A 26,424-nucleotide genomic window follows, 5' to 3' on the forward strand; every position below is an offset into this window, starting at 1 on the left:
TAACTGTTAAGTTTGGAGTGGGATAGACTAAAGAGATGGAATCTAACTATAAATCTGTAGTAAGTAACTGTTAAGTTCGGAATGGGATAGACTAAAGAGATGGAATCTAACTATAAATCTGTAGTAAGTAACTGTTAAGTTTGGAGTGGGATAGACTAAAGAGATGGAATCTAACTATAAATCTGTAGTAAGTAACTGTTAAGTTCGGAATGGGATAGACTAAAGAGATGGAATCTAACTATAAATCTGTAGTAAGTAACTGTTAAGTTTAACTTGAGTTTGACTAAAGCTGAAAATCTGACTGTGATTCTGTATTTAATTGCTGTTAGGTTTGATTTAGGTTGAACTAAAAGGGGTGTGTGATTAAAAAACTATATTTAGTAGATATCATATTCAACTTAAGTTTAACTAAAGTCGAAGAAACTAACTATAAATCTATAGTAGGTGATTTTTGGATGTGAGGTTAATTGGGATTTTAATATTTCTTTAACTCTTAGAAGGATGAAAATGTCGACGATCAAACGCATGACATTATTAAGGTTTCTTTGCGAAAAGAAGCGAACAAATGGGTGGTCTATAGTATCGAAGAATTGAAAACAGAAATCATGAAATGAGGTGGCAGAAGTGGCATTTAAAAAGCAACTGGAAGACTACAGGTTTAATTTAAATCGCAATCGATCATGGAAGTATACAGCCGTTTTAATCTTTTTCTTTATCGGTTTTTTATCCTTACTTACATCAAAATTTTACTTGAAAACAGAAGATCCGTTGTATCATACGAATACCTATGAGGCGGTTTCTTCCAACATAACAGGAACCGTAACGATTGAAAATCGTGTGTATCATCCGTCTAATGCCTCACTGGATATGGTTATCAAAATGGATCAAACAGATGAAGAAGAAGTAAGCTTTGTTGCACAAGAAAAAGCGAATCCAAGCATCAAATTACCTGTTCATTTATTGTATGAAGATGATGGCTATTATGTGGTAAGAATCAGCGATTTATCTCCAAATTGGGAAGCCCTTGCCTTTGATCTGTATCAAGAAAATGAAGAAAAAGAAACGGTAAACGTGGATGATGTAACGAGTGATTCAGAAACAGATTCAACAGAAGAAATAGACGCTCATGCATTAATTACAACGCTCTATTCTGACCAAAGAAAAACGAAAAGTGAAGAAGGAAAAGGAACAAAAAGCAAACAAGAATATGCGCTTTTGGTGAATGATTTAGAAAAACAGTTTGTCAAAAAGAAAATGAAAAACTATGAAAAAGCAATCACGGTAGAAGCCAAACATAAACGTCAGACTCAACAAGAAATGAATGAATTACAACGTGATATGAAGTATCAAGTGGACGAGGAAAAAGCCGATACCGAATCAAAATTGCGATGAAAAAGGATGCCATTCAGTCGAGTGATGAAAGCATTCAGCTCTATAAAGATGAACAAAAAAGTTTACAAGAAAAGCTTCAAAAATTGAATGAAAAGCAACAAGATTTAGCCATGAAGTGAAAAAACACATGTTAACAGTAGGTTCACATGTGTTTTTTTGAGGTTCACAGTAGGTTCACATGCTCAATTTTCACGTTCACAGTAGGTTCACGTGAAGGAGTTTACGTCAACAGTAGGTTCACATTCAACAGGTTTTCTTGTACCCACGGTTTCGCTAGGCTCTGCCTAGCCCCACACCTATGGTGGGGGCAAAAACCCCTTATGCTCTTCTCTCTTTTTAGGGGAAAGAGCACTACTACAAAAGAGAGGTCAGATAAAATGGAAATTATAATTCGATATGTTGATCCAGTTGCACTAAAAAAATTGATAAAATCGCAAAAGAACCCTTGGGGCGGTAGGCTTCCACCAAGGATTCTTTACCCGAATCATGAAACTTTTTATGCATCGTTGACATGACTACGTTCTTTGGATAGTTGAAAGAAACAAGAACGTATAAAAAGTACACCTTTTATACATATGCTTATACGGAAAAATATAGTATCTGCAGCAAAAATGTGCTATTGTTTATTTGCAGTTATTTCTTTCATATTCACCTACGTGTGAACCCTATTAAAAGCAACCTCGCTTGCCAATGCCGAGGTTGCTTTTTATTTTGTTAACGATAATAATGACTTTCACATCGTATAATAGATTTAAATATTTTGTCCGTAAAAGTATATTTTTCATTTAAATAGACGTTTTTTGAATCATTTTTTCATTATCTAAAAAGGTGTAACTTTTGGGACTGTTTTATTAGGAAGAACTAAATTTTAAAGATCCTTAAAATTAAAAGATAAGCATATATTAATTATGGTTGATTATGAAATGGCTATCATCGTAAACCAAATTGCACATAAAAATAACTGAATTCTTGAAGATGGAGGAAATCAAATGAACTTTGTCCCATATGTAATTGAGCAAACACGAACAGGTGAACGAGCTTATGATATTTATTCACGATTATTACAAGAGCGTATTATCTGGATAAGTGGAGAAATTAATGGCGAAACTGCATGTAGTATCATTGCACAATTATTGTTCCTGCAAGCAGAGGATGACAAAAAGGACATTATTATTTACATTAACTCACCAGGAGGATCCATCACAGATGGCTTGGGAATTTACGATACCATGCAACAAGTTCGTCCTGATGTAAGTACATTATGCATTGGAATAGCTGCATCAATGGGGGCTTTTTTACTTGCAGGTGGTAAAAAAGGAAAACGATTTTCCCTTCCCAATAGTGAAATTATGATTCATCAACCATTAGGCGGGGCTAAGGGGCAAGCATCTGACATTGATATTAGTGCTAAAAGAATCTTAAGTATGAGGAATCGACTAAATAAGTTACTGGCTTATCATACAGGAAGAACAATAAAAGAAATTGAAAGAGATACAAATCGTGATTATTTTCTAAATGCCGATTCTGCAAAAGAGTATGGTTTAATTGACCAAATTCTAACAAAACAAATTTAAGAGCAAAGAGGGATTAGGGATTCAATGGTGTTATGCACAAAAAATCAACACTTAAATATAGCATTCATCAAATATTCATAATAGAAAATGAAACTGATAATTCTTTCAATGGGAAAAAAATACTTTTTTATTCAGTAAAATATATCAGTTGAGGTTTATCTGAGTTTGTTACCGAATTTTTTTGAAAAGGTTATTCCTCTCTTTGTCATACCGATACTACTACTTAAAAAGGGTGTATAATTAGTATGACAAAGTAGGACTTATTTAGGTAGAAATATTACAGATTATTAAATATACCAAATACCAAGATCTATAATTTGGATAATTTAAGAGGACAACATAGTTAGACCATAAAATGATTAAGAACATCAAGGGGGATAGTACACACACTAACGCCTTTTTTATTGACTTCTTTATTTTTTAGATGAAAAGGGGTGAGATAACGTTGAGTAAGAGTCAGAGAATCTGGACGGACGAAGAAGATTTATTCGTTACAGTACAATATGGACGAATGACGTTACAAAACATTGGCGAACATTTAAATCGGAGTAAAGAATCTGTTAATAAACGTATTAGTAGATTAAAACTTCGGACCGAAGAAACACGGTTACGCAAAAACTGGACGGAGAATCAAGATACTTTTCTTAAAGAAAACATCGATACCATGAGTAATCGTGAAATAGGCGAACATTTAGGGAAAGTAGCCAGTTCTGTTGTTACACGTATCAAAGTATTAAATCTTGAATGGAAAGAAAAAGTTCGTAGATGGACGGATGAAGAAGATGAGTACCTATTAAATTACTACGGCTCCGCACCTCTTAAACATATATCAGAAAGTTTACAAAGAACTGTAAAAGCCTTAGAGTCTAGGTTAAATCGTTTGGGTGTATATGGAGCAAAAGCAAATACAACAAACATTACAGTCTACGAATTAGCCGAGTGTCTTCAAGTTGATGTTCATACTGTTTACAACTGGATTAAGAATAACAAAATGCCCTATAAAAAGATGGTAGCGAAAACGCGTGAATTTATGTTGATTGACGTACTGATTTTTTGGGGATGGGTTGAACAGAATAGAGGGCTTATTAATTTTTATAAAGTGCCAAAGAACGCTCTTGTTCCAGAGCCAGATTGGGTAGATAAACAAAGGGACATTGATTATCTTACTCGTCCTAGGAATGAAAACAAAAACTGGAACGATGAGGAAGATGCTCGCCTAAGGCACATGTTTTACGGAGAAGGCCGTACTCAAAAAGAAATAGGCGAATTAATGGGACGTTCTACTAGGGGCATTCAAAAACGATTAGACCGGTTACGAAAAATGAAAGTTACTGGTTGAAATTGGTGAATTTAGTGAAAAATCCAAATATGATAGGAAGTATAATTGGAGTTGAGACAGGACTTCATTAAACTGAGTGAACGCAGAGCTAAGAATGAATACCATAAGATATGCGCTTCTTAAATAGAGCAGACTCTTAAAGTTAGTTTAATACCAATACCTTAAAACCATTTTGTCTTCTGCAGCAGGCTGTCTAACAAGCCTGCTGTTTTTTCTCTTTTCAACCTTGTATGGCTTACGATTTTCTTGTTGCATTCACTTAATATAACCCTGCTATTCAGTTACGAACACGAATTATCGGTAGGTGATTAGGAGTAATACTATCACTATACCTTTTTCCTTATCATGATATTAATCCAATAATATTGCATTTAGCAATGATCATTATAACGAGCCAAGTTATCTTCCACTGATTCTTCTAAGATTTTCTGAATGACAGTTATCGAAAGCTGATCAATATTTCTGAATCGAATACATCCTTTTCCGACATTTAGGTCTCTTAAAGAATCTATATTCTTTTGCAGAATAGGAGTATTTAGAAAGTACAGACTCATATAATTTTTTTGAGAAGCAAATGCACATAGTGAACCGTTTAGTTCATAATAAGGCATTCCATATTTAATTGACTCTATAGCATTAGGTACTATTTGAATAATTAAGTTGCGAAGTTGGATCAAATCATGCTTTCGATTGTCTGGCACTACTTGATCCATATACTGTTCTACTGTTTCAATGGTGTTTGTCATACTATTTTCTTCCTCCTATAATCTAGTTCAGTACTATCTAATTATTCTTAGCTAATTTGACATCGACTTAGCCGGTGTGTTTGTCATGTGTAAAATATTACTCCATCATCTTTTCTACTCTTACTATTACAAGGAAATAATTACAAACCCTGCTAATTAACTAATATTCTTTACATAACACACATTTGAGAAATTTATTTTTCAAAGTTATAGATACGGAGAATCAACCATTTCAACATGTAAACCTGTTAAAACTACTTTTTCTAAAGCATTAGAACATTTGTGAGAGGTTCCTATGTACATATAATAATCATAGCCAAAATGGACAAAGAACTGGTTTCCTAACTCTAATTTACACCACACTGCATTTCGTAATGTTAGCTTTACTAGCTCTTTTACTTCTTGAATACTTATCCATTGTCCTATCCATAATTTTGATATAAATTCAGTTGCATTTTGAGCTTCTATATCTTCAGACCATTGTTCTAACCCTTTTATATAAAGTTTGTTAATATTCATTTCATTCATGAATGTTACAACCGCATTAATATAATTTTTTTCCACTTTCAAATACTCATCCATATTTATCTTTACTCCTACTTCAGAAAAACAAGTCCATTCATCATTGAGAAAGTAACCATTATTATCTCTTTTTAAGGGGTTATACTTCGTTACCCTCCTAGAATACAACTAACACTCATCTCCTTTTCAACAGTATAGGTATTATACATGCTCGTTAACATACAAAAAACTTTTGGATGTAAGAAGAAATCTATTTGTTAAGGATAATTCGGTATTCAATTTGTACTTCCTGCAATCTTATCCAACTTATCTTTAAACCAATATAGGAAATAGGTATCGATAGTATCCAGAATAATATAAAATATTAAGTGCAAGTAACTTATGGAAAAGGAGGTGGAAGCTATGGCTAAAATCACAGGAAAAGAAAAAGTAGAGTTTTACTTAGATGGAAATTTATTAATGGAAGGTCCAGCCTCTGAATTTTTTAACGAAGGAAGCATGCATGGGGAAAATATTCCATTAGGTTTAGGAGATAGGTTTGATATGATGAATTTCCCGGTAATGGGTGACACAATAAAACTTCGAGTTATGAAAATGAAAGAGGATCTTCTAGATTCAGGAGAAATTCACACGCTTAAATACTTTCTTTCAAATTATGATGATCAGAAATAATGGCATATCAAAAGCACCCACTAAAACAGAAACGTGTAATTGAAGTAAATAGATAAATAAATCTATAAAAATTATAGTTATACTTTTCATCTAAGTATACTTATGCAGAATTTATCATACCAAACAATATATGAATTTCCGTATGTAAATCTTGGAAGGATAAAAAATGAAAATGAAAATAATGTAGGCGACCTTATGATTCTAATCGGATGAATAGGTCGTTTATTGCTGTTATAAATCTTTTTATAGGGAGCTAATTTGATGTCAAAAGAAAACGTAATGTTAAATTTGAGGATTAATTTATGTAAACAGATTAAAGATTTACTAGAAGAAATAGAGCAGGGGAATTTAGTTTAAAAAAGAATATATATAAAATAAAACCTCCTAATTTTCTTTAAAGCTGGTAAGGAGAAAGTCTAATTATTAGTTTATTAATGATTTCTTTTTAGTCATCTTAATATGTTATTAGTGCAAAAATCATCAAATAAAGCTAATTAAATTGCCCATGGGATTAACAACCCTTTGCTACAGGGATAATTTTTCTCTTCCCCCACTATCTTCTATGCGTATCCATACAAGTTCCCATTTTCTAATATAATACACTTATGTAACAGCCTCCACCTGCAATATTACGTAGCATTTTCATTATAGAAAGTAGAGTGTTTTTTTCTACACGCAGTTAAAAAGTTTTCTCGTTCAGTTTATAGTAACTATGTGGTATCCGGTTTTTAACTGTCTGAATTTTAGAAGGAGGAATACCTTGTGAATACAGCTGTTAATGAATTGTATGATTTTGGAACAGTCGTAAAGAGGAAGCTATTAAATAATAATCTTTATGCTCATTATTTGAGTGATGCAATGAAAAGAGGAAATCATTTTGAATTTTTATATTATTTTTTGACAGCAACTGTAGATAGTCAAACACCTATACCTGAACATGTCTCTAATGTTTTTTTGAAGGTTCTTAGAGATAAAACAAAGTTGAGTGATCTTACTCCATTTATCACGGGAATGGTCGGGAAATAAACAAAAGTTAAGAGGTGTATGTCTTAAATCCTTTAATTGAGGCACCCATTTAGGAATCGGTTTAATAGTTCAGTTTAATCGGGATATGAATATGATTTAAAGCTACGTCAATTACATTCGTTCCAATGATCAAATAAATCGATTAAATAACAGGAGGAGCACTTTATATGGATACTATATTAAGAGTATCATCAATATCAAATCCAAATTTAGTTGCAGGTGCAATTACAGCTGTATTTAGAGAAAGAGGTAATGTAGAAATTCAAGTAATGGGAGCCGGCGCTTTAAATCAAGCGATTAAAGCCGTTGCGATTGCAAGGGGATTCGTAGCTCCCAGTGGTGTTGATTTGGTTTGTGTTCCTGGGTTTAGAAATATTTCAATCGATAATGAAGAACGAACAGGAATCACATTAATTTTAAGCCCTAGAAAAAGACGATAGATTTACATTAAGTAAAAAGGACTTTTTAGCATGTTATTGCCGATAATTGCTGTTATGTAAACTTTAAAATGAATTATCACTCAGTGACTTCTTTTTCCACAATACTTATTATTCTATACAAAGCTAAAGATGTAGTCTCTACATCCGGAAAATGTTCAATATGGCCCGTTTCAATATTCTTCACTTGAAAATGCTTTAGTTCTTTAGAATAACTGAGAGAGAAGGTATGATTTCCACTACAAAAGGTATGAGTGATTTCACTATCTTCATATCGTAATAATGTTTCTAACATTTCTTTAATTTTTATTATTGTCATGTATCAGTAAACCCCTTTCTCACTATTTAAAGAAATATTACTAATTAAAGTTTAATCCATTTTAACATAGGGTATGTTTATAAGTTATTAACTCCAATAATTGAAATAAATTTGTAAAAAAACAAAAAAATGTAATGTTGTATTGGGATTAGGTGCTATATAACGAATGCAGCATAGTTACCGATTCTCCATATATATGGTAAAAAAGATGGATGTAAAATACATCTTTTGAGGGTAAAAATAAAAAGAGTCTTATTTAAAAATGATATTTTTGAGGAGGTAGGAGGTATCTGAAGTTGAGTAGTGCATCTAGATTCAAAATGCGAATTTACAGCCCTAGGTGGGGACTTAAGGACCTTTATCAGTTTAAAAAAACAAAAGGGGGTTGGACGTTTGAAAACTATAGATGTAAGGGTGAAGTAGATAAAGGCGGTAATCCTTTATTTTATAAAGCCCTTATTAATGAATCCATTTCCTATCCTGATCATCTAGAGATTTATATTTCTAGTGCATGGGAGAATGTTAACACGTTAAATAAAGAACAAGTGCAGAACATTTTTGATGAACTATCTGAATGGATATCAGCCAGTAAAAATAACCTCCATTGACCCTTTATCATGGTGAAAGAAGTGTCACTACCATGGGCATGTTCAAGATTTACCAATTGGTTATAAAAGTATTAGCATTTCTTATCTAAAGCCATATCTATTGGGGATCGTACAAGGAAGACTTTTCTTTATAGACAATGAAAAAATGACATTTTACTTTGAGGTATTGATTATTTAAAGCTAACTATAATCAAAAAAATAAGGGGGAGAATTTAAAATGGAGATTATTTATAATCCAAGAGAGAAAATGACTGATTTTATCAGAGATAACAAACAGAATTTTCAGGATAAACTCTTATCAGAGGCTGTTAATGTAGCCACTAAGATTAATGACATTTTAGAAACTGGAAATATTGATCTTTTAAAAAATGCTCAAAAGTTAGCTCTATATGTCGTAGAACAAAAGGAAGAACAACTCATTGCTTTCGCTCAGCAAGAAGGGGTAGCCTGGGCGGAGCACTCCTTAACTCTTGCCTTCAAACTAGAATGGGTACAGGCCATTAGGCGAACGTTGTGGCATTTTCTCTACCAATATGATCGAATAAATAACCAATTTAGCAGCCGTGAAGAATTTTATGCCTTGGAGAAGCGTATTAATGATAGGATTGATCAATTTCTTAACACCTTTCTCATTAGTTATTCCAAGTACAAAGATGAATTAATTGCCTCCCAGAGGGACTTAGTTGGACATCTATCGGTGCCTATTATACCACTTAGCCAATCTGTAGCTGTATTACCGTTGATCGGAATGGTGGACACATATCGTATCCAAACGATTGAGGAGAAAGTATTGATGGGCATATCAGATTTAAGAATTCAAACATTAGTTATAGACCTTTCTGGAATTGCCAACATGGAGATGCATGTTATTGACCATTTTCAAAAAATATTAACTGGCATTTCAATGATGGGATGTAAGGCTATTCTTACAGGTTTACGTGCTGACCTGGTGCGGACAATGATTCACTCGGGAATCTCTTTTGAGGACAAGGCAGAAGCAAAAGGGACATTACAGCAAACATTAAAAGAATATCTCGAACTCCACCAGATGTAGAAGGAATAGAGAAGTTTACCCTACACACAGAAATGAAAATGAGTTTATGAAATTAGAAGCGTTGTTAAAAAAATAAATAAAGTTTATTTTATCTTAGCAATAGTTACTTAGATAGCCCTAGAGTTATAACTCTAGGGTTGTTTTGCGATAGTACCGATAAGCAACATTAGGGTAACTGAAAATGTATGGAGTATACAGCTTAAAAACAGAAAACCACTGCTCCCGTTGAACTGAACCCAAAAAGTTAGGCACTTTATCTAGGCAGCTAATTATTAGTCTTTGTCTAACAATTGGGGTGCGGTTTCTTGATCAGTAGTTTTTTTCGTTTATTGGATGGTAGTCATTAACTAATGTTTTGCGGCGCTTTATATAGTTTGCTCAAATATAGAAAAGTATTTATGTTAAAGATCTTATAGATGAATTAGCATACTGAACAGCTTGATGTAAACTGGAAAAACTTTTAATTTCTTCAAGGTTTATTCCTAAATTAACCATAGTCTGAGCAATTTCTGGACGTAATCCACTAATGATTACGTAAATTCCTAAAAGTTTTAGCGCTGCTATTATTTTGAAAAGTTCATCTGCTACCATGGTATCAATAATAGGTACAGCTGATAGGTCAATGATAAGCCATTTTAATTTGTATTGTTTCCCTTTGTCCAATGCATTTTCCATTAAGTATTGTGCTCTTTTGGTATCTAGATCGCCTACTAAAGGAAGAATCCCTATTTCTTCGGTCATACGGACAACAGGAACAGATAATTCATCAATCGCATATTGAGCATACTTTATTTTTTTCGTGTAATCTTTTACGTACGATCTAATTACAGATTGAATGGCGTCATCTACAATGGTATTAAAGTGAGAAATAATTTCGTAAAAGGCATCAAGAGAGAATTTTTTGTTCTTTGCTTCTTCTTTTATAATCTCTCCGATTACATCCCGATAATAGCTAATCTCCTCTAGGGCTATGTTTAAGGGCAGCTGATTACCTACTAATAAATTGGCCGTATTTTCCCCCCATTGTTTTATGTTATCAATAGCTATACCTTTTTCCATTAAAATAGAATCGGCATAAGTCGTAAGGAGGTCAATTCGAAAATTAGTTAATTCTACATGGATGTTATGAGCCTCTGCAAGGTCTTGTCTTTTATTTTCAGCTAATTCTTCTTTTCGTTGTAAAATTTTAGTTCCAATAAAATGTAAATCTTCTTGTTTTATATAGTTCAAGGCTTGTCCTCCTTTTATATAAAATACTTCTATCTTTTGTAAAGCAGAGTACTTATGACATATTTCGGCATGCTTTATACTCTATGATTAGTGTTGAATCCTATCACATAACAATAAACTTCACATGTCAATTTACTTTAGTTCAGAGAGCTTTACTAACAAAATCTTATAGTCATTCTGGCCATCTCCAATTTCACAGTACCTATTCGTGTATATATGAATAATCGTATACTTCTTTGTAAGATAAATGACCTTTTCTACAATGATCATTAGCTTCTCCTCTTCTTTCATTAGTAAATAAAGCAACTAAAGGAGTTTATGATAAGGATACTTATTCCCACTAATACCCTTTTTTTACACTAATGTAACATAGTGAAGTAGCTATATAGTCATATTTAGTTGAAAAAAACACAACTGTTTAGCCTTGTAAGGTAAGGGTGAGACATCGTGAGGTTAAGGTAATAGCTAAAAAGCATTTTCATTATAGGAGAGGATGAGTCAATGAAAAACTGAACGATCAAAATTTACTCAGTTCTTATAAAAAGACAATTAAGCTTAACTTACATAAGGACTTTATCGGTAGCCTTGAAAAAGAAATACAAAGGATAAGATTACCATACTTTGTATTGGTAAGAAAAAAATAAAGTATATAGTAAAGGGAAGCTTATCAAAGTACAAGAGTTTCCTTTTCTTCACAAAATCTATAACGAGAAAATATTATGATTTCCCCCACTATTATTCTACCCCTTTATAATAAATAGAATTTTTTTAAAAAAAGGTAATTAATTTTTATATTAAGTAAAATCAATCTTAATACATATTATAATGGGACCGTCGATAATCATGTGTAAATAAGAATATGCCTCAATATAAAGAGATAATTAGTTATTAACCAATCAATAGGGTATATTCATGTGCAATACTCCCTGGGCGTTATTCTAAAGGAATCCCTCTTTTTATGTCGAAAATTAGTAAGGGATAAGGAGGATTTTAGATGCCTAAAGATTTAGTGAAAGAACTGTTAGATAAAGGCTTTAAAGTAGTGGACTTAACATGTGTGGGCACTATAGATATCATTTCAGCAAAGGAACTATCTTTAGAAGAAATAAGTACTGACGCCATAGTTAGCATGCTATCACTAGATGAAAACAGCATTAAGTTTTCTCTTGACGAAGAACTCCCTTATTTTGAGGCAAGCACCAAACCATTAGCTGGATATATCAATTCAGAAAGCGAACTGCCCATAATGGAGGATGCAATTATTGACTACAAAGTGTATGTTAAAGAAGCAATTCTTCAGTCTAAGTAGTCAGCAAAAAACAGCTTACATTTGTAAACAGCTTTTAATTAAATACGATATGAAATTCTAATGCAAAAACTTCAAAATACTCGCGGCTAATCTTCTAAGCTTGAAAATACTAATACTAGCAATCTAAAAATGAAACTAACATCCCGTACTATAATAGAAAAAACTAAATACTGGGGGCAATGAATGATGGAAGAATTAAAACAAGAAGACCAAGATGCAGGTAAACTGTATGTGAAAGGGTTTAAGTGGATGCGTTTTGTAAGCTTCTTTATGGTTGTGAACCTCATTTTCACCGTAGCTTTAGTAGCAGTTGCCTTAGTAGCCCCTCAAATTCAAGAAACTTTTCAATGGGTAGCATTTGGTGTATATGGGTTTACAGTACTTTATCTCATCTTTATGCGTGAAGTAGCCTTTAGAAAGACATATGGATTTTTGGTAGTTTGGATGCGAACTGTATGGAATTTTAGCTTTATTGCTAGTGCGTTCGGGGCCGTCACTATGTTTGTGGGAAACACTCACTGGACTTTATTTTAAAGGGATTGCCTGTTTATGTTGAAAGTAAAAATAAAGGAGGAATACATATGAATCCATACGAACAATTCCAATTAAATAAAGAAGTAGAAGAGATGGCTAAACAACGAATTGAAATCCATAAAAAGCGAATGGAATTATCTGAAGAGCTGGAAAACAACTGGGATAATAAAGAACTTCAAGATAGAATCATTGAATTAGAGCAAGAAAGCCAAAAGCTTAAGAAAAAGATTGAAGCTTTACAGGCTAACTTTTAAGCATCCTTTCAGGATGCTTTTTTGGATTAAAGTGTTTTTACCAGAGCTATATGTGTGAACTTAAGTGAATTACTACTTTCTTAAGCGACGTCTAGAAGTTTTTCTATAAATGGACCCAGTATCGGTATATGTACAACAATTTTCTACACCATATCCTGCTCGTACAACTATAGGCGTAGTATCCCTACCTCTAAGTGCCCAGATTGAAATAGAAATGATAGCTAGCAGATTAAAGTTGTAGATAAGTTCATAGAAATAACGAAGCAGCATGCCGAGATAAAAAGACACGGAACGCTGCTTCTTTTATGATCAATGTGTTAGTAGGACTACGATATATGTCATTTTCTATACATGTGTGTATCAAAGGTTATAGGACATCGTGCTTGTGGTATAGACAAAACATTTTATATGCAGCATGTTTTGTTCATTTTCTGCTGAGGCCAAATAATCGTATTATTTGACCTTTTTATTTTACATAATAAGTATTATCAGAAATAATATACGAGAAGGCTCTTTATAGAAAAATAAGTAAGAACCTTGATAAAATAGGGGTGCTTTTACGTATTTATTTCTTCTTTACCATCCAGTAATTCTCGCTTTAACGTGTCAAAGTCACTTTTAGCTACTTTTTCAATCTTATCAAACAATTCATCACCTTTGATTAATCCTTTCTCTTCTAGTACTTCTTCTAACGCTTTAAATCTTACTCTAGATAAAATAACCTCATTTACGGCATTAACCATCAACTTCTGATCTTTTGTAAGTTCTTTTTCTTTGGCTGGTTCTTGTTGTAGCTTAATTCTAAACACGACTTTTGTGTCATCTGATATCTCTGCTGCTTGATAAAAAGTACTGTGTGAAATATTTTTCATTTTAAGTTTCTCATTTGTATCAACAATAGTAAGTTCAAAATGGGGGCTCTCGAAAAAGAAGTCATATAAGTTATAATCTTTTTTTCCTATAACCGAAAATGCAAAACCAATCTTTTTTAGCTGCTCCCCTGTAGTGGAATGTGTAATTGTTTTTTCTTCAAAATTTTCAACATTAAATTCAACATTATTAATAATTAATTGTGTCAACTCAATCACCTCTTTATCTATATGAATACGACGAGACTTAAAAGATTCCCTGTCTTCTCAAAATAAAAAAGGACACTGATGAATTGGTATCCTTAAAGGATTATTTAGAAAACCTTGCGCTTGAAAGGATAATTAGTGAAGGTTGGTTGTAATGTCATATTTAAAGAAAAAATTATACTGTTTTGTGGTTATATAACAATGGTGCTTGTGAAATTAAGGAACAAAATTCATTAGGAAATGTTAAATTAGTATCAGTTTCTGAGTTTAAAGCGCTAAAAAAACATCAGTTTTTTCTAATCCGATGTTTTTTAAGTACTTATAAATTTAGTTTAAAGCGTTAGAAAAGATAGATTTTCACGAATGAGTTGTTAACTTTCGTAAATTTTGAAGGGCAACAAAACCTGCTTTAGTTCCATTACCAACTAGAACTAAAGCAGTACATACTCCAAATGTTGCTAGATTTGAATTAGCAATCAATTGGGCAGAACAGATACGAATATTACTTCTTGCAAACTCAACGGCTTTTACCTCATACTTGAAATCATTACCTTTATAATTATCATACGAGTGTCTCATTCTAGGTAGATCTCCTCCGTTATCTAAAAACATGTTAGTTGAACCAGAATAAGATTTCATATGTAAATTTATAAGCTTGTCTAAATCTTGACTACACTTAATTGTTCTTTTATCTAAAAACCCATAATTACTACCTAGATCAATTAATTCTTTTCTTTTTTTCACAATACACTTTAGTAAGTCTTCTTTTTGACCTACTGGATTGACTATCATTGACATAGCTTCTTCTCACCTCATCGAAATTTTTCAGTCTCTAGAAAATTTAGTAGGTCCATAATAAAAAGATAGAGCCAACACAAAATATTATGAGCAATATAAGATAAAATGAAAACGATTTCTACAAAACATATCAAAAAATCACAATAAAATACAAAAATTGCAGACATTAATGAGTTATCTGTCCGAAAAAGTGTACTTTCTAGTAGTAAGATGTCCTACTTATTACTTAGAATTCAGCATAAAGAGTGGGTTTTTCACCATGAAAAATAGTCCCCTTTAGAAGTCTAGCTCTAGAGGGGACTTGCTTATAAGGTATATTTATTTAACAGCTGCTTTTAATTCTTTTCCCGGTTTAAAAGCAGGAACCTTTGAAGCCGGAATTGTCATTTCCTCACCTGTTTGAGGGTTACGACCTGTACGAGCTGCACGTTCACGTACTTCAAATGTTCCAAATCCAATCAACTGAATTTTTTCTTCTTTCGCAAGTGTGTTAGAAATCGTTTCAAACAATGCTTCCACAGCTTTTTTAGCATCTTGCTTTGATAGTTCTGCTTGTGTTGCAACTGCATCTACTAGTTCAGTTTTATTCATATTCAAACACCTCGTCCTCTTATTTTTAGATAATATGTAGGAATGCTAACATATCATAGCTTCTACAAGCTTGTCACTTAATAAGGTTAGATAAAAAGAAGAAGAATTCCTGTTTTTCCGGGAATATTCATACTGAGATTTACTCTGTAGCGAAGTGAAGTTCGTTTAAGCTAAATAATGAGTTATTCATTGCAAAATCCCCGCCTATATAATATAGGAAAATATGTATATATATTTTTAATTTAGTCTAAACTAATAACATATTCCCCAATTGCCTGAATTTTAACAAGCCTTTGCTCTCGTTAAGCAAAGGCTACTTTTTTGACGAGTTTCTTCTATAAAATAGGCCATTTTGAAAAGACTTTTGTGTAAGTGAAATTAGTCGCTCTAAAAAATCCATTCTTTTAGAGCGATTAATTTTTTATGACTCTTTAGAGAGGCAACCATGAGTATGATCTCTATTAGCAGCAACCACAAACCTTGATTTTCCTTCTTGGCATTCATGAGCGATTTCGATATCGCCACAATAAGGGCAAGTGAGGTATCCTCTGGAGTGCATATGATTGAAGCTAATTATTTCCTCAGGTTTAAAAACGTTCATTCTTATTCCATAATGAGTACAAGCAACTTTTTTTATGCTTATCATAGGATTTCTTCCTCCTTCTTATTGTGTATTGGTTCATTTTTAGTATATAAGATGGATATGGATAATTTAACCTTTTTTAGTTAACTTGTCTTAAATATTTAGAAATCAAATTACAAAGGAATTATTGAGTAAAAGAGTTAAAGATAAATTCTAATTGTATACCTTAAGAAACGCATCCCTATCAAAACAAACATCAAAATAAAAGTAATCAACGTTAGATAATTTTAAAACAACTTATTAAATGAATCTTTAATACCTTTTAACTTCAGAATATAGATAATATTTATCGTTATATTATTCATTAGAGTAAATAATAAAACATTTTAGTTGAAAATAGTTTAATAATTACATACCTTGTAGAAAAATAACTAATTTGCCTCCACTAAACGTAAAAGGTAAAACTTTAATTTATAAAAAAGAAGATTGAGGAATTCCTTCTATAAATGAAGAGAGTTCAAAAAAGTATACGTCTTTATTTACCATAATGTCTCTTAAAGGAACCTCACAAAAGAATCCATACTGAAGACCTCCAACAAGGGTCCTTTTGCTGGTGTATGAAATTTTTTATACATCCTGATTTCTCATATTTTCTGAGTTAACCAAGCTCGAAATCTTTTCGGGAAAGTAGCTATTTTAATCACTCTAAATTAAGGATGAATTGCTTCCAGGTCTTTAAAGAGAAAACTTTTTCCTTTGTAAATGTTATGAATTTATTTAAGTAGTTGTACCTTCTAAAATTTTAACAGGCAGATATGTTTCAAGTTCTATACTGGTGAATTCGCCTTCAATCTCTTTAGATAAAATGTCAATTGCTACCTTCGCAATAGAATCGATAGGTTGTTGTATAGTCGTTAGTTCTGGTAGTATAGCCTTTACTGTTTCTGTTCCATCGTAACCAATCACTTTTAATTGAGTGGGTATATCTTTTCCTCTTTTTCTAGCTTCTGTTATGACAGCAGCCGCAATTAGATCATCACTTGCAAAAATACCGTCTACTTCCGGATGTTCATCAAAAAGCTCAGCAACTACCTCTTCACGGCTCTTTTGAGGAGAGACTTCATATGTAATTGGTAATTTTTCGTGTTCTTTCATAACATCCTCATACGCTTTTCTTCTTAAGTTTGCTGGTGTTTTCAGGTCGAGTGGGCCATTAATATGAATAATATTTTCACACTGTTTCTTTATTAACAATTCTGTAGCTTTTTTCCCCCCATCATAATTATCGGATCCTACAACAGGAATCTTTTCAGACAAATAATGATCAATTGCTACGATAGGTAAATTTTGTTTGTGATAATCTAGGACTCCTCGGTTGTATGTTACAACAATGACCCCATCTACCTGGTTTCGTATAAGCATTTCTAAGTATTTTTCCTCTTTATCCATACGGTTTAAACTGTTACAAAGCAACAATTTATAACCTAGTGAAGTACAAACACTTTCAATATGAAAGGCAAGTTCACCGAAAAATGGGTTACTTGAATTGGGTATAATTAACCCTATTAAATTTGTTTTTTTATGAAATAAGGAGCGCGCTAAATCATTTGGAAAATAATTAATTTCCTCCATCGCTTTATAAACTTTATCCTTTGTTTTTTCACTTATGTAACCTCGATTATTTAAGACACGTGAAACTGTTGTTGATGAAACTCCTGCGACTTTTGCTACATCATGGATATTAGGTTTCATTTTATTTCCTCCTACCCTATTAAATACCATTTGTTAATATTATATTAGGATTTTTTTCTCTTTATTATTTAAATAAGCTTTTATATTTTTTAGTCACATAATAAATTTTTTATTTAGGTTAGGGAAATAGCTTATTAAACATTAGATAAATACTTTATAACAATTAAAATTAATTCCTCCTTTGACAACTTTACAATTTCCTGATTAATAAAAATTCCATATTGTGAAATAGTTTATTGTGAGGAACACTTTAATTAATTAAAGTTTATTTGGTACGGACTTATTGTAGAAAATATCTCTAACATGTGCAAGAAGTAGGGATTAATTGCTATTAGCTCATATCGAACAAATATTAACTTTTATTATGAACTATATATTAATAATACATATATTCTAATATATTATAGCTCCGTTTTAAGGGTAGGAACAAAAAGTTTGATATTTCAAAAATAACATGTCAACCGATTGACATATGTAAACGGTTGACATAAAATACTTATTGAAAGCGCTTTTATATATTTGTTGTGAATAAGGAGAAATAAGGGGGACTGGAACGTATGAAAAAATGGTTTTTAGTAGGTCTATCTTTATTACTAATTCTTGCTGTAGCAGGTTGTAGTAAGGATAAAAGCGTAAGTAGTGATGGCAAACAAATGGTTACAATGTGGGTACACGTATCAGACGATAGTGAAGAAGGTAAGGTATATAAAAAACGAGTAGATGCCTTTAACAAGAAGTATGCATCTAAAAATGTTAAAGCTAAAATTGAATTTATTCCACGTAGTGGGAACGGCGGAGGATATGAGGATAAAGTAAACGCAGGGTTGACAACTGATACATTACCCGATGTTATTACGTTGGATGGGCCAAATACAGCTGCTTATGCAAAATCTGGCATCATTGCTCCACTAGATGATTATGTGAAAGATCAAGATGATTTACTACCTAGTATCAAGCAACAAGGAACATACAAAGACAAATTGTATGCGATTGGTGCGAGTGAATCATCTGTGGGAATTTACTACAATAAAAAAATGCTACAAGAGGCAGGCGTTGATTTAAATACGTTACCGACAGTTGACAATCCTTGGACATGGGATCAATTCATGGCCCTTTGTAAAACGTTGAAAGAAAAATATAATAAACCGGCTATTGATATGCAATTACAAGCAAAAGATGAAATGTTGACGTATGCACTAACGCCATTTGTATGGTCTGCAGGTGGAGAAATTCTCTCGAAAGACGGTACTAAAGCAGAAGGTGTGTTTAATAAAAAGTCTAGTGTTGAAGCCATGACTTTTATTCAAACGATGTTAAAAGAAGGTTATACAACGCGTACTCCGGTCAAACAAGCTTTTGAAACAGAAAAGTACCCAATGAAGTTTAGTGGTGTATGGACAGTAACGGATATGAAAACAAATTTTCAAAAAGTTGATTATGGTGTGATGCCTTATCCAGTATCACCAAAGACAAAGAAACTGGTTTCACCTTCAGGAAGTTGGCAGTTTGCAATGACACAGAAATCTGAAAATAAAGAATGGTCTGCTAAACTAGTAGATTGGATGACAAATAAAGATTCGAATTTAGAATTAAGTCGTACAATTGCAGCACTCCCAGTTCGTTACTCTTCTGAAAAAGTACTGACAAAAGAATTTTCTGATCAAATGAATGTATTTATGAAGCAATTAAAGGAATCAGGACACGCACGACCAGTAACACCAGCGTATCCACAAGTAACACGTGCTTTCCAACAAACAATTGATGATATCAGTTTCTATGATCAAAATAAAAACATCAAAAAAGTCTTAGATACACGTGCTACAGAAATGCAAGCAGCTATCGATAAGGCTAATCGATAAAAGCAGCTAGAAGGAGGCATTATGATTAAAACTGGATTAAAAGGAAATAAGACTGTTTACACATTCCCAGGAACAGAAAAAAAGGCTAAAAATAAAATTAAATGGAAAGAAAATGTAGTAGCTTATACATTTTTAGGACCAGCATTATTACTTTTATTGCTGTTTCTTATTATTCCAGCTATTATGTCTGTCTATTATGCATTTACGGATTATTATCTTTTAACACCCGATATGCGCAAATTTGTAGGAATAGACAACTTTATCAATTTATTTAAGGATCCTATTTTCTTGAAAAGCTTGGTGAATACACTGAAATTTGTCGTTTGGGTAATTCCTTTACAGATAGGGGCAGCTCTTGGGCTGGCCCTCCTGTTAAACAAACAACGGAAAGCTAACACATTTTTTAAAGTAGCTTACTTTAGTCCTGTGGTAATGTCGCTCGTTGTTATCTCAGTTCTTTGGCTCTATTTGTTAAATCCAAATGAAGGAATTATAAACAATGTACTCACTTATTTTGGTGTGTCAGCTCAACCATTCTTAACGAGCCCTAAACAGGCTATGTTTACAATTGTTTTTGTTTCAGCATGGCAGGGGGCTGGCTTTCAAATGTTAATTTTCCTAGCAGGTTTGCAAAATATACCTGGAGACGTCTATGAAGCTGCACAACTAGATGGAATGAATAAATGGCAACGATTTATATATATTACGTTACCATTATTAAAGCCAACCTCTATTTTTATATTTATTACGACATTAATTGGTGCGTTTAAGCTATTAGTCCAACCAATGGTTATGACACAAGGGGGACCAGTAAACTCCACGATGACGGTTGTATATTACATTTATCAAACTGGCTTTACGGATCGAATGGTTGGATATGCTAGTTCGATTGCCCTTCTATTTGGGACAATTATTGGATTGGTTACGCTAGCGCAACGGAAATTAGTGAAGGAGGAAGATGACTAATGAGACGAAAATTCGGGCCTTTAACAATTCTAGAATACATTTGTTTAGTTTTGTTGGCGGTATTATTTATATTCCCATTGTTTTGGATGATCGCATCCTCAATGAAACCTGAAGCAGAAGTTTATAATAATATGAACAGTATCAAGGCTTTCCTACCTTCCTTTCATCCGTCAGATTGGTTTATATCCTATAAGCAAGTTCTGTCACGTTTTCATTTACTTGGTTATATAATAAACAGCTTGTTTTATGGTTTATGTGTAGCAGCAGGTTCTGTCATTATCAACGGGATGGCAGGTTATGCGTTTGCAAAATTGAATTTTAATGGAAAAAGAGTGCTGTTTGGTCTTTTATTGGCGCTTTTAATCGTACCACTAGAAACAATCTTAATCTCACAATTTACTATAGTTCACAAACTAGGATTAGTAGACACTCGTCTTGCTGTAATCATGCCTGCTTTAGCAGGGGCATTCAATATCTATTTATTCCGAAATTTTTTCATGGCTATTCCAGCAGAGATTATTGAATCAGCCAAATTAGATGGAGCAAATACTTGGCAAATATTCTTGAGAATTATGCTACCCATGTCTAAACCGGCTGTTGCTACAGTTGGAACTTTAGCCTTTATCGGAAGTTGGAATGATTATATTTGGCCTTTAATGGTTTTAACGGACAAGTCAAAATTTCCGATTCAAGTAGCAATTACAGCTATTAATAGTACGGAGCCAGTTTACACGAATCAAGTTATGGCTGTTTTAACAATATCCACCATACCATTAATTCTTATCTATATAGTGGCTCAGCGTTATATTTTAGAAGGGATTGGTGGTTCAGGAACAGGTATTAAATAAGAAAAAAATTAGGTTATTGTTAAGAAAACAATACCTATGTATGGGTAATTTTTTAAAAAAGTGTCAACCGGTTGACATAAAAATATTGACTTGTGAAACCGGTTGACATAAAATGAATCTGAAAGTGCTTTCAGTTTTTGTTTCAAAGATTCTATATATCTAGTTAAAGGAGCAACAAACATGAAAAGTTCAAAAGTTCTCTATTGGAAATTAAGTGCTTATTTTTTCTTTTTCTTTTTTACTTGGTCTTCTAGCGCCTCTTTATTTCCTATTTGGTTAAAACAAGAATTAAATTTGAGTGGATCAGCCACAGGTTTGATTTTTTCTGTAAACGCTATCTTCGCATTGTGTATACAGCCTGTATATGGTTATATCTCCGACAAAATAGGTCTAAAGAAAAATATATTATCTTTTATTAGTTTACTGCTTGTATTTGTAGGACCATTTTATATTTATATATATGGACCACTATTGAAATATAATGTGATTTTAGGTGCAGCTGTAGGAGCTATTTATTTAGGAATTGGTATTTCTGCAGGTATTGGCGCCATTGAAACCTATGTTGAAAAAGTTAGCCGCAAATATAATTTCGAATACGGAAAGTCTAGAATGTGGGGTTCGTTAGGTTGGGCGTCAGCAACTTTTTTTGCAGGTCAGTTATTTAATATTAATCCCAATATCAACTTTTGGGTGGCATCTGTTTCAGCAATTATCTTAGTTGCAATTATTTTATCAGTAAAAATAGAAGTAACAAACTTTGAATTGGAAAAAGCTGAATCCGTTAAATTAAAGGATGTGGGACAACTCTTTCTTCTAAAGAAGTTTTGGTTTTTGATGATGTATGTGATTGGAGTAACGTGCGTATATAGTGTGTACGATCAGCAATTTCCAATTTACTACACATCTTTATTCGCTACTGAAGCTACAGGGAATCAGATATTTGGATATTTAAGTTCTTTTCAAGTATTTTTAGAGGCTGGAATGATGTTTATTGCACCTTTTATTGTAAATAAAATTGGAGCCAAAAACGGACTATTATTAGCCGGTCTTCTAATGGCACTTCGTATTATTGGGTCAGGGGTAGTAGTGGGGCCAATTGGGATTTCATCAATGAAATTAATACATGCACTAGAATTACCTATTATGTTGATTGCTATTTTTAAATATTTTGCAGCTAACTTCGATACAAGATTATCTTCTGTTTTATATTTAGTAGGATTTCAGGCTGCCTCTCAAATAGGTGCATCTTTGTTATCACCTTTTGCAGGTAAATTATACGACATGATAGGGTTCCGTCATACTTACCTTATTCTAGGCGCAATGGTCCTTTGTTTTACGATTATTTCAATGTTCACTTTATTAAGTTCTAATAAAAGCAAAGGTTTAGAAGGAAATATAACGGACATAAAACAAGTTATATAAGGAGATGTTAGAATGTTCACAATAAATAAACTTCAACAAGCGCAAGAAGCATTGGATACTGCAAAAGAAGGAGTAAATAACCGTTATCGGTTAGGTTATCATATTATGGCACCTGCCAACTGGATTAATGATCCAAATGGTTTAGTACAGTATAAAGGAGAGTATCATGTATTTTATCAACATCATCCTTACGATGAAAACTGGGGGCCAATGCACTGGGGACATGTAAAGAGTAAAGATCTTGTGCATTGGGAACACTTGCCTATCGCTTTAGCTCCTGGTGATGCTTGTGATACTGACGGGTGTTTCTCGGGAAGCGCTGTAGATAATGATGGTGAATTAACGTTAATCTATACAGGTCATCACTATATGGACAAAGAAAAAGATCTATTTTATCAAAATCAAAATCTTGCTGTTAGTACCGATGGCTTAACATTTCATAAGATGGCAGAAAATCCAGTAATTCCTGAGCCACCTACGGATAGTAGTCATCATTTCCGTGACCCTAAAGTATGGAAATACAAAGATAGTTGGTATATGGTAGTAGGAAATTCGACCAAGGAGAATGTGGGCAGAGTAATTTTATACCGTTCTCCAGATTTACGTACGTGGTCATATATTGGTGTATTGGCACAAGGAAACGAAAACCTTGGATTCATGTGGGAATGTCCAGATTTCTTTGAATTAGATGGAAAACACGTTCTCATGATTTCTCCACAAGGTATTAAAAAAGAGGGGGATTTATACAACAACTTATTCCAAACGGGCTATTTAATTGGAGATTACAATTACGAAACAAACGAGTTTACACACGGCTCATTTAATGAGTTAGATAATGGACATGATTTTTATGCAGTTCAAACGTTATTAGATGAAAAAGGACGTCGAATTGCTATCGGTTGGATGGATATGTGGGAGTCAGATATGCCAACAAAAGAAGATGGATGGTGTGGAGCACTTACATTACCACGTGAAGTGACTTTAGGAGAGAATGATAAAGTTCTAATGAATCCTGTGGAAGAATTAAACTTATTGCGTGAGATTGAACATAATACACTTCCCAATGTAACTTCTAATAGTTATTTAATAGAAACAAACGAAGATTTACTTGAAATAAAAGCTGTGTTTGACTTAACCAATTGTAACGCTCAGTCGGTTGGAATAAGAATTCGTGGAATTAACCAGGAAGAGACTGTATTAACGTATCACTTGGACAAACAAACACTAAAACTCGATTGTTCTAAGTCTGGTAAAGTTGAAGACGGTGTGAGAAATACCATTCTTAGGGCAAATCAAGAGCTTTCCTTACGCATATTCCTTGATCGATCCTCTATTGAAGTATTTGCAAATGAAGGACAAGCAACTATGACAAGTCGTATTTATCCAACTGAAGATAGATTAGGCATTGAAGTGTTTGCAGACGTTGAAGATGTAAGCATTAAGGAATTAACATATTGGAAGTTAAAAGATATCTGGAAATAAATTATGAATGAACAAGTGTACAAACACTTGTTCATTGTTTTGGGGTGGAGATGTTGAAAAGAGTTTTTTGTATTGGTGAAACATTAATTGATTTTATTCCTGTTCAAAAAGAAAAGTCTTTAAAAGAAGTTACTAGTTTTGAACGTTTGGCTGGGGGAGCTCCTATGAACGTTGCAATTGCGATTGCAAAATACGGAGGAAATTCTGTAATGCTAACGAAAATAGCTAATGATAGCTTCGGTGATTATTTAGTAGATGTTCTTGAAGGAAATGGGGTAGATACTTCCTACATTATTCGATGTAATGAAGGAGAGACCGGTTTGGCATTCGTATCTGTAGATAAATTGGGAGATAGGGATTTCAGTTTTTACAGAAAGAATTCAGCTGATTTATTACTCTTACCAAACGAGGTGAAAGTAGAGTGGTTTGATAAGGGAGACCTTCTCCATTTTTGCTCTGTAGATTTAGTCGAAAGTCCAATGAAACAAACTCATATAAAAGTAATAGATAGTTTTCAAAAAATAGGGGGGATTGTCAGTTTTGATCCCAATGTTCGTCTTCCCTTATGGCCTGATAAAGAAAGCTGTCGTCAAACAATTCTAGAGTTTTTACCTTTAGCAGATATCGTGAAAGTATCGGATGAAGAATTATCTTTTATAACCAACATTAAGGAAGAAAGAGAAGCTATTAACTCTCTTTTTGTTGGCAATGTAAAAGTAGTAGTTTATACAAAAGGAAAAGATGGGGTCATTATTTATTTGAAAAATGGAGAACAATTTGAGGATAAAGGGTTTAAAGTAACTGTCTCAGATACAACCGGAGCAGGTGATGCATTTATAGGTGGTTTTTTATCTGAATTGCTTTCAATTGATATATCGAGCGACAATCTATGTCAAGAAGTGAGTGAACACCATCAGCAATTGCTTACCTTTGCTAATGCAAGTGGGGCACTTACTGCTTCAGTAAAAGGAGCGATCCACGCAGCACCTGGAAAACAACATATAATGAATTTTATTGCTACTCAAAGAGGCAGATTAACTTAAGAAAATATGTATTTATAATTGGGAATTAGTTTGGAATTCACAATACAAGTAAGGGTTAAAAGAAAGGATTTAAATAATGAGGACTGAAAAAGAAAAGATGTTAGGTGGAGAAATGTATAACCCTGCAGACGCACAATTAAGAAAGGATCGAGAACATGCTAGAAGGCAGGTTAGAATATATAATGAAACTTTAGAGAGTGAAGGTAATACGCATATTAAATTATTAAAAGGCTTATTCGGTTCTACTGGGGAAAACGTATATGTTGAACCAAATATTAGAGTTGACTATGGCTACAACATATTTGTTGGCGAAAACTTTTTTGCAAACTTTGATTGTGTCATCCTAGACATTTGTGAAGTGAGATTTGGAGATAATTGTTTACTCGGCCCTGGTGTACATATCTATACGGCAACCCATCCAATTGACCCAAATGAACGGAATTCAGGAAAGGAATATGCAAAACCAATTATTTTTGGAGATAATGTATGGATTGGTGGAAGTGCAGTGATAAATCCAGGAGTGACCATAGGAGACAATGTTGTTATTGCATCTGGCTCAGTAGTGACTAAAGACGTACCTAACAATGTAGTGGTGGGTGGGAATCCAGCAAAAATCATTAAAAAAATTGAAAATTAAGGATATAAGAATATTTCACTAAATTTTAGTAACAGTACTCTAAATGAAATTTGAATTTTTACCTTATTAGTTAATTGGTGATTAAATTGGATATATGGATGGGGAAAATTAGAGATTATAATCATTTGGGTCATTATTTAGGGACTTATCAAGCAATTATAGAGAAACAGGATAAGATGCTTTATAAGATGACATGATCGTTTAATCCAGCATATACGCTAAAAAAGCGAGATAAAAATAATCATTTAAAAGATAAAATATTGTACAGTTCAAGTGTAGAGGTACTTAAAAGAAAATTTAGAAATAAAATCCCTCTTTTAAAGAAACAAACAAAAGTAGTATGGATAAAAA

General features: G+C 33.0%; 28 protein-coding genes. 19 read left to right on the forward strand and 9 right to left on the reverse strand.

The genetic code is table 11. The features are described 5' to 3' along the window. The first annotated feature begins 624 nt into the window (after window positions 1–624). From AC4NPH_RS27845 to AC4NPH_RS27855, 3 genes are all read left to right on the forward strand, one after another. The gene (locus tag AC4NPH_RS27845) at window positions 625–1,392 is read left to right on the forward strand and encodes a hypothetical protein (RefSeq protein WP_335482634.1); all 768 of its coding nucleotides are present in this window, start codon (window positions 625–627) and stop codon (window positions 1,390–1,392) included. Between the two features lie 989 nt (window positions 1,393–2,381). Beyond that, window positions 2,382–2,966 (forward strand): ATP-dependent Clp endopeptidase proteolytic subunit ClpP, encoded by a 585-nt coding sequence (gene clpP / locus AC4NPH_RS27850; protein WP_055992250.1) that lies wholly within the window; start codon window positions 2,382–2,384, stop codon window positions 2,964–2,966. Between the two features lie 445 nt (window positions 2,967–3,411). Next, entirely contained in the window at window positions 3,412–4,305 is an 894-nt protein-coding gene (locus tag AC4NPH_RS27855) for a hypothetical protein (protein WP_098197660.1), read from the forward strand. A 371-nt stretch (window positions 4,306–4,676) separates the two neighbouring features. Here the strand turns inward: AC4NPH_RS27855 and AC4NPH_RS27860 are convergent, their stop codons facing one another. Continuing rightward, window positions 4,677–5,051, reverse strand: coding sequence for an iron chaperone (locus AC4NPH_RS27860; RefSeq protein ID WP_055992245.1), 375 nt, complete (start codon window positions 5,049–5,051; stop codon window positions 4,677–4,679). A gap of 207 nt (window positions 5,052–5,258) precedes the next feature. Further along, window positions 5,259–5,633, reverse strand: coding sequence for a hypothetical protein (locus tag AC4NPH_RS27865; RefSeq protein ID WP_055992243.1), 375 nt, complete (start codon window positions 5,631–5,633; stop codon window positions 5,259–5,261). Between the two features lie 342 nt (window positions 5,634–5,975). Between AC4NPH_RS27865 and AC4NPH_RS27870 the strand changes: the two genes are divergently transcribed. The 3 genes from AC4NPH_RS27870 (at window position 5,976) to AC4NPH_RS27880 (ending at window position 7,711) form a co-directional block, all read left to right on the forward strand. Beyond that, window positions 5,976–6,245, forward strand: a complete 270-nt coding sequence (locus AC4NPH_RS27870) for a hypothetical protein (protein ID WP_098315312.1) — start codon at window positions 5,976–5,978, stop codon at window positions 6,243–6,245. A gap of 762 nt (window positions 6,246–7,007) precedes the next feature. Continuing rightward, window positions 7,008–7,271: a hypothetical protein gene (locus tag AC4NPH_RS27875; protein ID WP_098197658.1), complete on the forward strand. Its 264-nt coding sequence runs from the start codon at window positions 7,008–7,010 to the stop codon at window positions 7,269–7,271. A 167-nt stretch (window positions 7,272–7,438) separates the two neighbouring features. Continuing rightward, window positions 7,439–7,711: a stage V sporulation protein S gene (locus AC4NPH_RS27880; RefSeq protein WP_098197657.1), complete on the forward strand. Its 273-nt coding sequence runs from the start codon at window positions 7,439–7,441 to the stop codon at window positions 7,709–7,711. Window positions 7,712–7,787: 76 nt separating this feature from the next. Here AC4NPH_RS27880 and AC4NPH_RS27885 read toward each other — a convergent pair whose 3' ends face one another. Next, on the reverse strand, window positions 7,788–8,027 hold the full coding sequence (locus AC4NPH_RS27885) for a hypothetical protein (RefSeq protein ID WP_098197656.1): 240 nt from the start codon (window positions 8,025–8,027) through the stop codon (window positions 7,788–7,790). A gap of 296 nt (window positions 8,028–8,323) precedes the next feature. On the opposite strand from AC4NPH_RS27885, the gene AC4NPH_RS27890 reads away from it, so the two are divergent. Continuing rightward, a complete protein-coding gene (locus AC4NPH_RS27890) occupies window positions 8,324–8,635 on the forward strand; it encodes a hypothetical protein (protein ID WP_257141745.1) in 312 nt (103 codons plus the stop codon). A 217-nt stretch (window positions 8,636–8,852) separates the two neighbouring features. Next, on the forward strand, window positions 8,853–9,689 hold the full coding sequence (locus AC4NPH_RS27895; protein ID WP_098315476.1) for an STAS domain-containing protein: 837 nt from the start codon (window positions 8,853–8,855) through the stop codon (window positions 9,687–9,689). A 396-nt stretch (window positions 9,690–10,085) separates the two neighbouring features. Here AC4NPH_RS27895 and AC4NPH_RS27900 read toward each other — a convergent pair whose 3' ends face one another. Next, the gene (locus tag AC4NPH_RS27900; protein ID WP_098197965.1) at window positions 10,086–10,919 is read right to left on the reverse strand and encodes an STAS domain-containing protein; all 834 of its coding nucleotides are present in this window, start codon (window positions 10,917–10,919) and stop codon (window positions 10,086–10,088) included. 509 nt (window positions 10,920–11,428) lie between these two features. Between AC4NPH_RS27900 and sda the strand changes: the two genes are divergently transcribed. The 4 genes from sda to AC4NPH_RS27920 all read left to right on the forward strand — a co-directional run bounded on the left by sda (window position 11,429) and on the right by AC4NPH_RS27920 (window position 13,016). After that, the gene (gene sda / locus AC4NPH_RS27905) at window positions 11,429–11,563 is read left to right on the forward strand and encodes a sporulation histidine kinase inhibitor Sda (RefSeq protein ID WP_097825589.1); all 135 of its coding nucleotides are present in this window, start codon (window positions 11,429–11,431) and stop codon (window positions 11,561–11,563) included. 350 nt (window positions 11,564–11,913) lie between these two features. Further along, the gene (locus AC4NPH_RS27910) at window positions 11,914–12,228 is read left to right on the forward strand and encodes a hypothetical protein (protein WP_074898711.1); all 315 of its coding nucleotides are present in this window, start codon (window positions 11,914–11,916) and stop codon (window positions 12,226–12,228) included. A 183-nt stretch (window positions 12,229–12,411) separates the two neighbouring features. Next, window positions 12,412–12,762 carry a hypothetical protein gene (locus AC4NPH_RS27915; RefSeq protein ID WP_057242795.1) on the forward strand — a complete coding sequence of 117 codons (351 nt, stop codon included), beginning with the start codon at window positions 12,412–12,414 and terminating at the stop codon, window positions 12,760–12,762. 47 nt (window positions 12,763–12,809) lie between these two features. After that, on the forward strand, window positions 12,810–13,016 hold the full coding sequence (locus tag AC4NPH_RS27920) for a hypothetical protein (RefSeq protein WP_074898712.1): 207 nt from the start codon (window positions 12,810–12,812) through the stop codon (window positions 13,014–13,016). A 557-nt stretch (window positions 13,017–13,573) separates the two neighbouring features. On the opposite strand, the gene AC4NPH_RS27925 is transcribed toward AC4NPH_RS27920, so the two are convergent. The 5 genes from AC4NPH_RS27925 to AC4NPH_RS27945 all read right to left on the reverse strand — a co-directional run bounded on the left by AC4NPH_RS27925 (window position 13,574) and on the right by AC4NPH_RS27945 (window position 17,816). Next, complete coding sequence (locus AC4NPH_RS27925; RefSeq protein WP_098197966.1) at window positions 13,574–14,095, reverse strand: hypothetical protein; 522 nt, start codon at window positions 14,093–14,095, stop codon at window positions 13,574–13,576. Window positions 14,096–14,449: 354 nt separating this feature from the next. Continuing rightward, complete coding sequence (locus AC4NPH_RS27930) at window positions 14,450–14,890, reverse strand: aspartyl-phosphate phosphatase Spo0E family protein (RefSeq protein ID WP_098197967.1); 441 nt, start codon at window positions 14,888–14,890, stop codon at window positions 14,450–14,452. A 318-nt stretch (window positions 14,891–15,208) separates the two neighbouring features. After that, window positions 15,209–15,481 carry an HU family DNA-binding protein gene (locus AC4NPH_RS27935; protein ID WP_034652973.1) on the reverse strand — a complete coding sequence of 91 codons (273 nt, stop codon included), beginning with the start codon at window positions 15,479–15,481 and terminating at the stop codon, window positions 15,209–15,211. A gap of 421 nt (window positions 15,482–15,902) precedes the next feature. Then, a complete protein-coding gene (locus AC4NPH_RS27940) occupies window positions 15,903–16,127 on the reverse strand; it encodes a hypothetical protein (protein ID WP_098197913.1) in 225 nt (74 codons plus the stop codon). A 714-nt stretch (window positions 16,128–16,841) separates the two neighbouring features. Beyond that, window positions 16,842–17,816 (reverse strand): LacI family DNA-binding transcriptional regulator, encoded by a 975-nt coding sequence (locus tag AC4NPH_RS27945; protein WP_491939307.1) that lies wholly within the window; start codon window positions 17,814–17,816, stop codon window positions 16,842–16,844. A gap of 653 nt (window positions 17,817–18,469) precedes the next feature. Between AC4NPH_RS27945 and AC4NPH_RS27950 the strand changes: the two genes are divergently transcribed. The 7 genes from AC4NPH_RS27950 to AC4NPH_RS27980 all read left to right on the forward strand — a co-directional run bounded on the left by AC4NPH_RS27950 (window position 18,470) and on the right by AC4NPH_RS27980 (window position 26,073). Then, window positions 18,470–19,675: an ABC transporter substrate-binding protein gene (locus AC4NPH_RS27950; RefSeq protein WP_491939308.1), complete on the forward strand. Its 1,206-nt coding sequence runs from the start codon at window positions 18,470–18,472 to the stop codon at window positions 19,673–19,675. A 21-nt stretch (window positions 19,676–19,696) separates the two neighbouring features. After that, entirely contained in the window at window positions 19,697–20,641 is a 945-nt protein-coding gene (locus tag AC4NPH_RS27955; protein WP_097812892.1) for a carbohydrate ABC transporter permease, read from the forward strand. Continuing rightward, window positions 20,641–21,489 (forward strand): carbohydrate ABC transporter permease, encoded by an 849-nt coding sequence (locus AC4NPH_RS27960; protein WP_097812893.1) that lies wholly within the window; start codon window positions 20,641–20,643, stop codon window positions 21,487–21,489. The genes AC4NPH_RS27955 and AC4NPH_RS27960 overlap by 1 nt, the downstream gene beginning before the upstream one ends. Window positions 21,490–21,669: 180 nt before the next feature. Then, entirely contained in the window at window positions 21,670–22,911 is a 1,242-nt protein-coding gene (locus tag AC4NPH_RS27965; protein WP_097812894.1) for an MFS transporter, read from the forward strand. Between the two features lie 21 nt (window positions 22,912–22,932). After that, a complete protein-coding gene (locus AC4NPH_RS27970; protein ID WP_176543552.1) occupies window positions 22,933–24,393 on the forward strand; it encodes a glycoside hydrolase family 32 protein in 1,461 nt (486 codons plus the stop codon). A 53-nt stretch (window positions 24,394–24,446) separates the two neighbouring features. Beyond that, the gene (locus AC4NPH_RS27975; RefSeq protein WP_097812896.1) at window positions 24,447–25,436 is read left to right on the forward strand and encodes a carbohydrate kinase family protein; all 990 of its coding nucleotides are present in this window, start codon (window positions 24,447–24,449) and stop codon (window positions 25,434–25,436) included. A gap of 76 nt (window positions 25,437–25,512) precedes the next feature. After that, entirely contained in the window at window positions 25,513–26,073 is a 561-nt protein-coding gene (locus AC4NPH_RS27980) for a maltose acetyltransferase domain-containing protein (RefSeq protein ID WP_097812897.1), read from the forward strand. Window positions 26,074–26,424: the final 351 nt, after the last annotated feature.

This window comes from Priestia sp. MDV22-iso46, from assembly GCF_058629175.1.

Coding starts and splice junctions, on each gene's coding strand:
- clpP (WP_055992250.1), top strand. CDS start 2,382: ATGAACTTTGTCCCATATGTAATTGAGCAAACACGAACAGGTGAACGA.
- AC4NPH_RS27860 (WP_055992245.1), bottom strand. CDS start 5,051: ATGACAAACACCATTGAAACAGTAGAACAGTATATGGATCAAGTAGTG.
- AC4NPH_RS27865 (WP_055992243.1), bottom strand. CDS start 5,633: ATGGATGAGTATTTGAAAGTGGAAAAAAATTATATTAATGCGGTTGTA.
- AC4NPH_RS27870 (WP_098315312.1), top strand. CDS start 5,976: ATGGCTAAAATCACAGGAAAAGAAAAAGTAGAGTTTTACTTAGATGGA.
- AC4NPH_RS27880 (WP_098197657.1), top strand. CDS start 7,439: ATGGATACTATATTAAGAGTATCATCAATATCAAATCCAAATTTAGTT.
- AC4NPH_RS27885 (WP_098197656.1), bottom strand. CDS start 8,027: ATGACAATAATAAAAATTAAAGAAATGTTAGAAACATTATTACGATAT.
- AC4NPH_RS27895 (WP_098315476.1), top strand. CDS start 8,853: ATGGAGATTATTTATAATCCAAGAGAGAAAATGACTGATTTTATCAGA.
- AC4NPH_RS27910 (WP_074898711.1), top strand. CDS start 11,914: ATGCCTAAAGATTTAGTGAAAGAACTGTTAGATAAAGGCTTTAAAGTA.
- AC4NPH_RS27915 (WP_057242795.1), top strand. CDS start 12,412: ATGATGGAAGAATTAAAACAAGAAGACCAAGATGCAGGTAAACTGTAT.
- AC4NPH_RS27920 (WP_074898712.1), top strand. CDS start 12,810: ATGAATCCATACGAACAATTCCAATTAAATAAAGAAGTAGAAGAGATG.
- AC4NPH_RS27930 (WP_098197967.1), bottom strand. CDS start 14,890: ATGTCAATGATAGTCAATCCAGTAGGTCAAAAAGAAGACTTACTAAAG.
- AC4NPH_RS27935 (WP_034652973.1), bottom strand. CDS start 15,481: ATGAATAAAACTGAACTAGTAGATGCAGTTGCAACACAAGCAGAACTA.
- AC4NPH_RS27940 (WP_098197913.1), bottom strand. CDS start 16,127: ATGATAAGCATAAAAAAAGTTGCTTGTACTCATTATGGAATAAGAATG.
- AC4NPH_RS27945 (WP_491939307.1), bottom strand. CDS start 17,816: ATGAAACCTAATATCCATGATGTAGCAAAAGTCGCAGGAGTTTCATCA.
- AC4NPH_RS27950 (WP_491939308.1), top strand. CDS start 18,470: ATGGTTACAATGTGGGTACACGTATCAGACGATAGTGAAGAAGGTAAG.
- AC4NPH_RS27955 (WP_097812892.1), top strand. CDS start 19,697: ATGATTAAAACTGGATTAAAAGGAAATAAGACTGTTTACACATTCCCA.
- AC4NPH_RS27960 (WP_097812893.1), top strand. CDS start 20,641: ATGAGACGAAAATTCGGGCCTTTAACAATTCTAGAATACATTTGTTTA.
- AC4NPH_RS27965 (WP_097812894.1), top strand. CDS start 21,670: ATGAAAAGTTCAAAAGTTCTCTATTGGAAATTAAGTGCTTATTTTTTC.
- AC4NPH_RS27980 (WP_097812897.1), top strand. CDS start 25,513: ATGAGGACTGAAAAAGAAAAGATGTTAGGTGGAGAAATGTATAACCCT.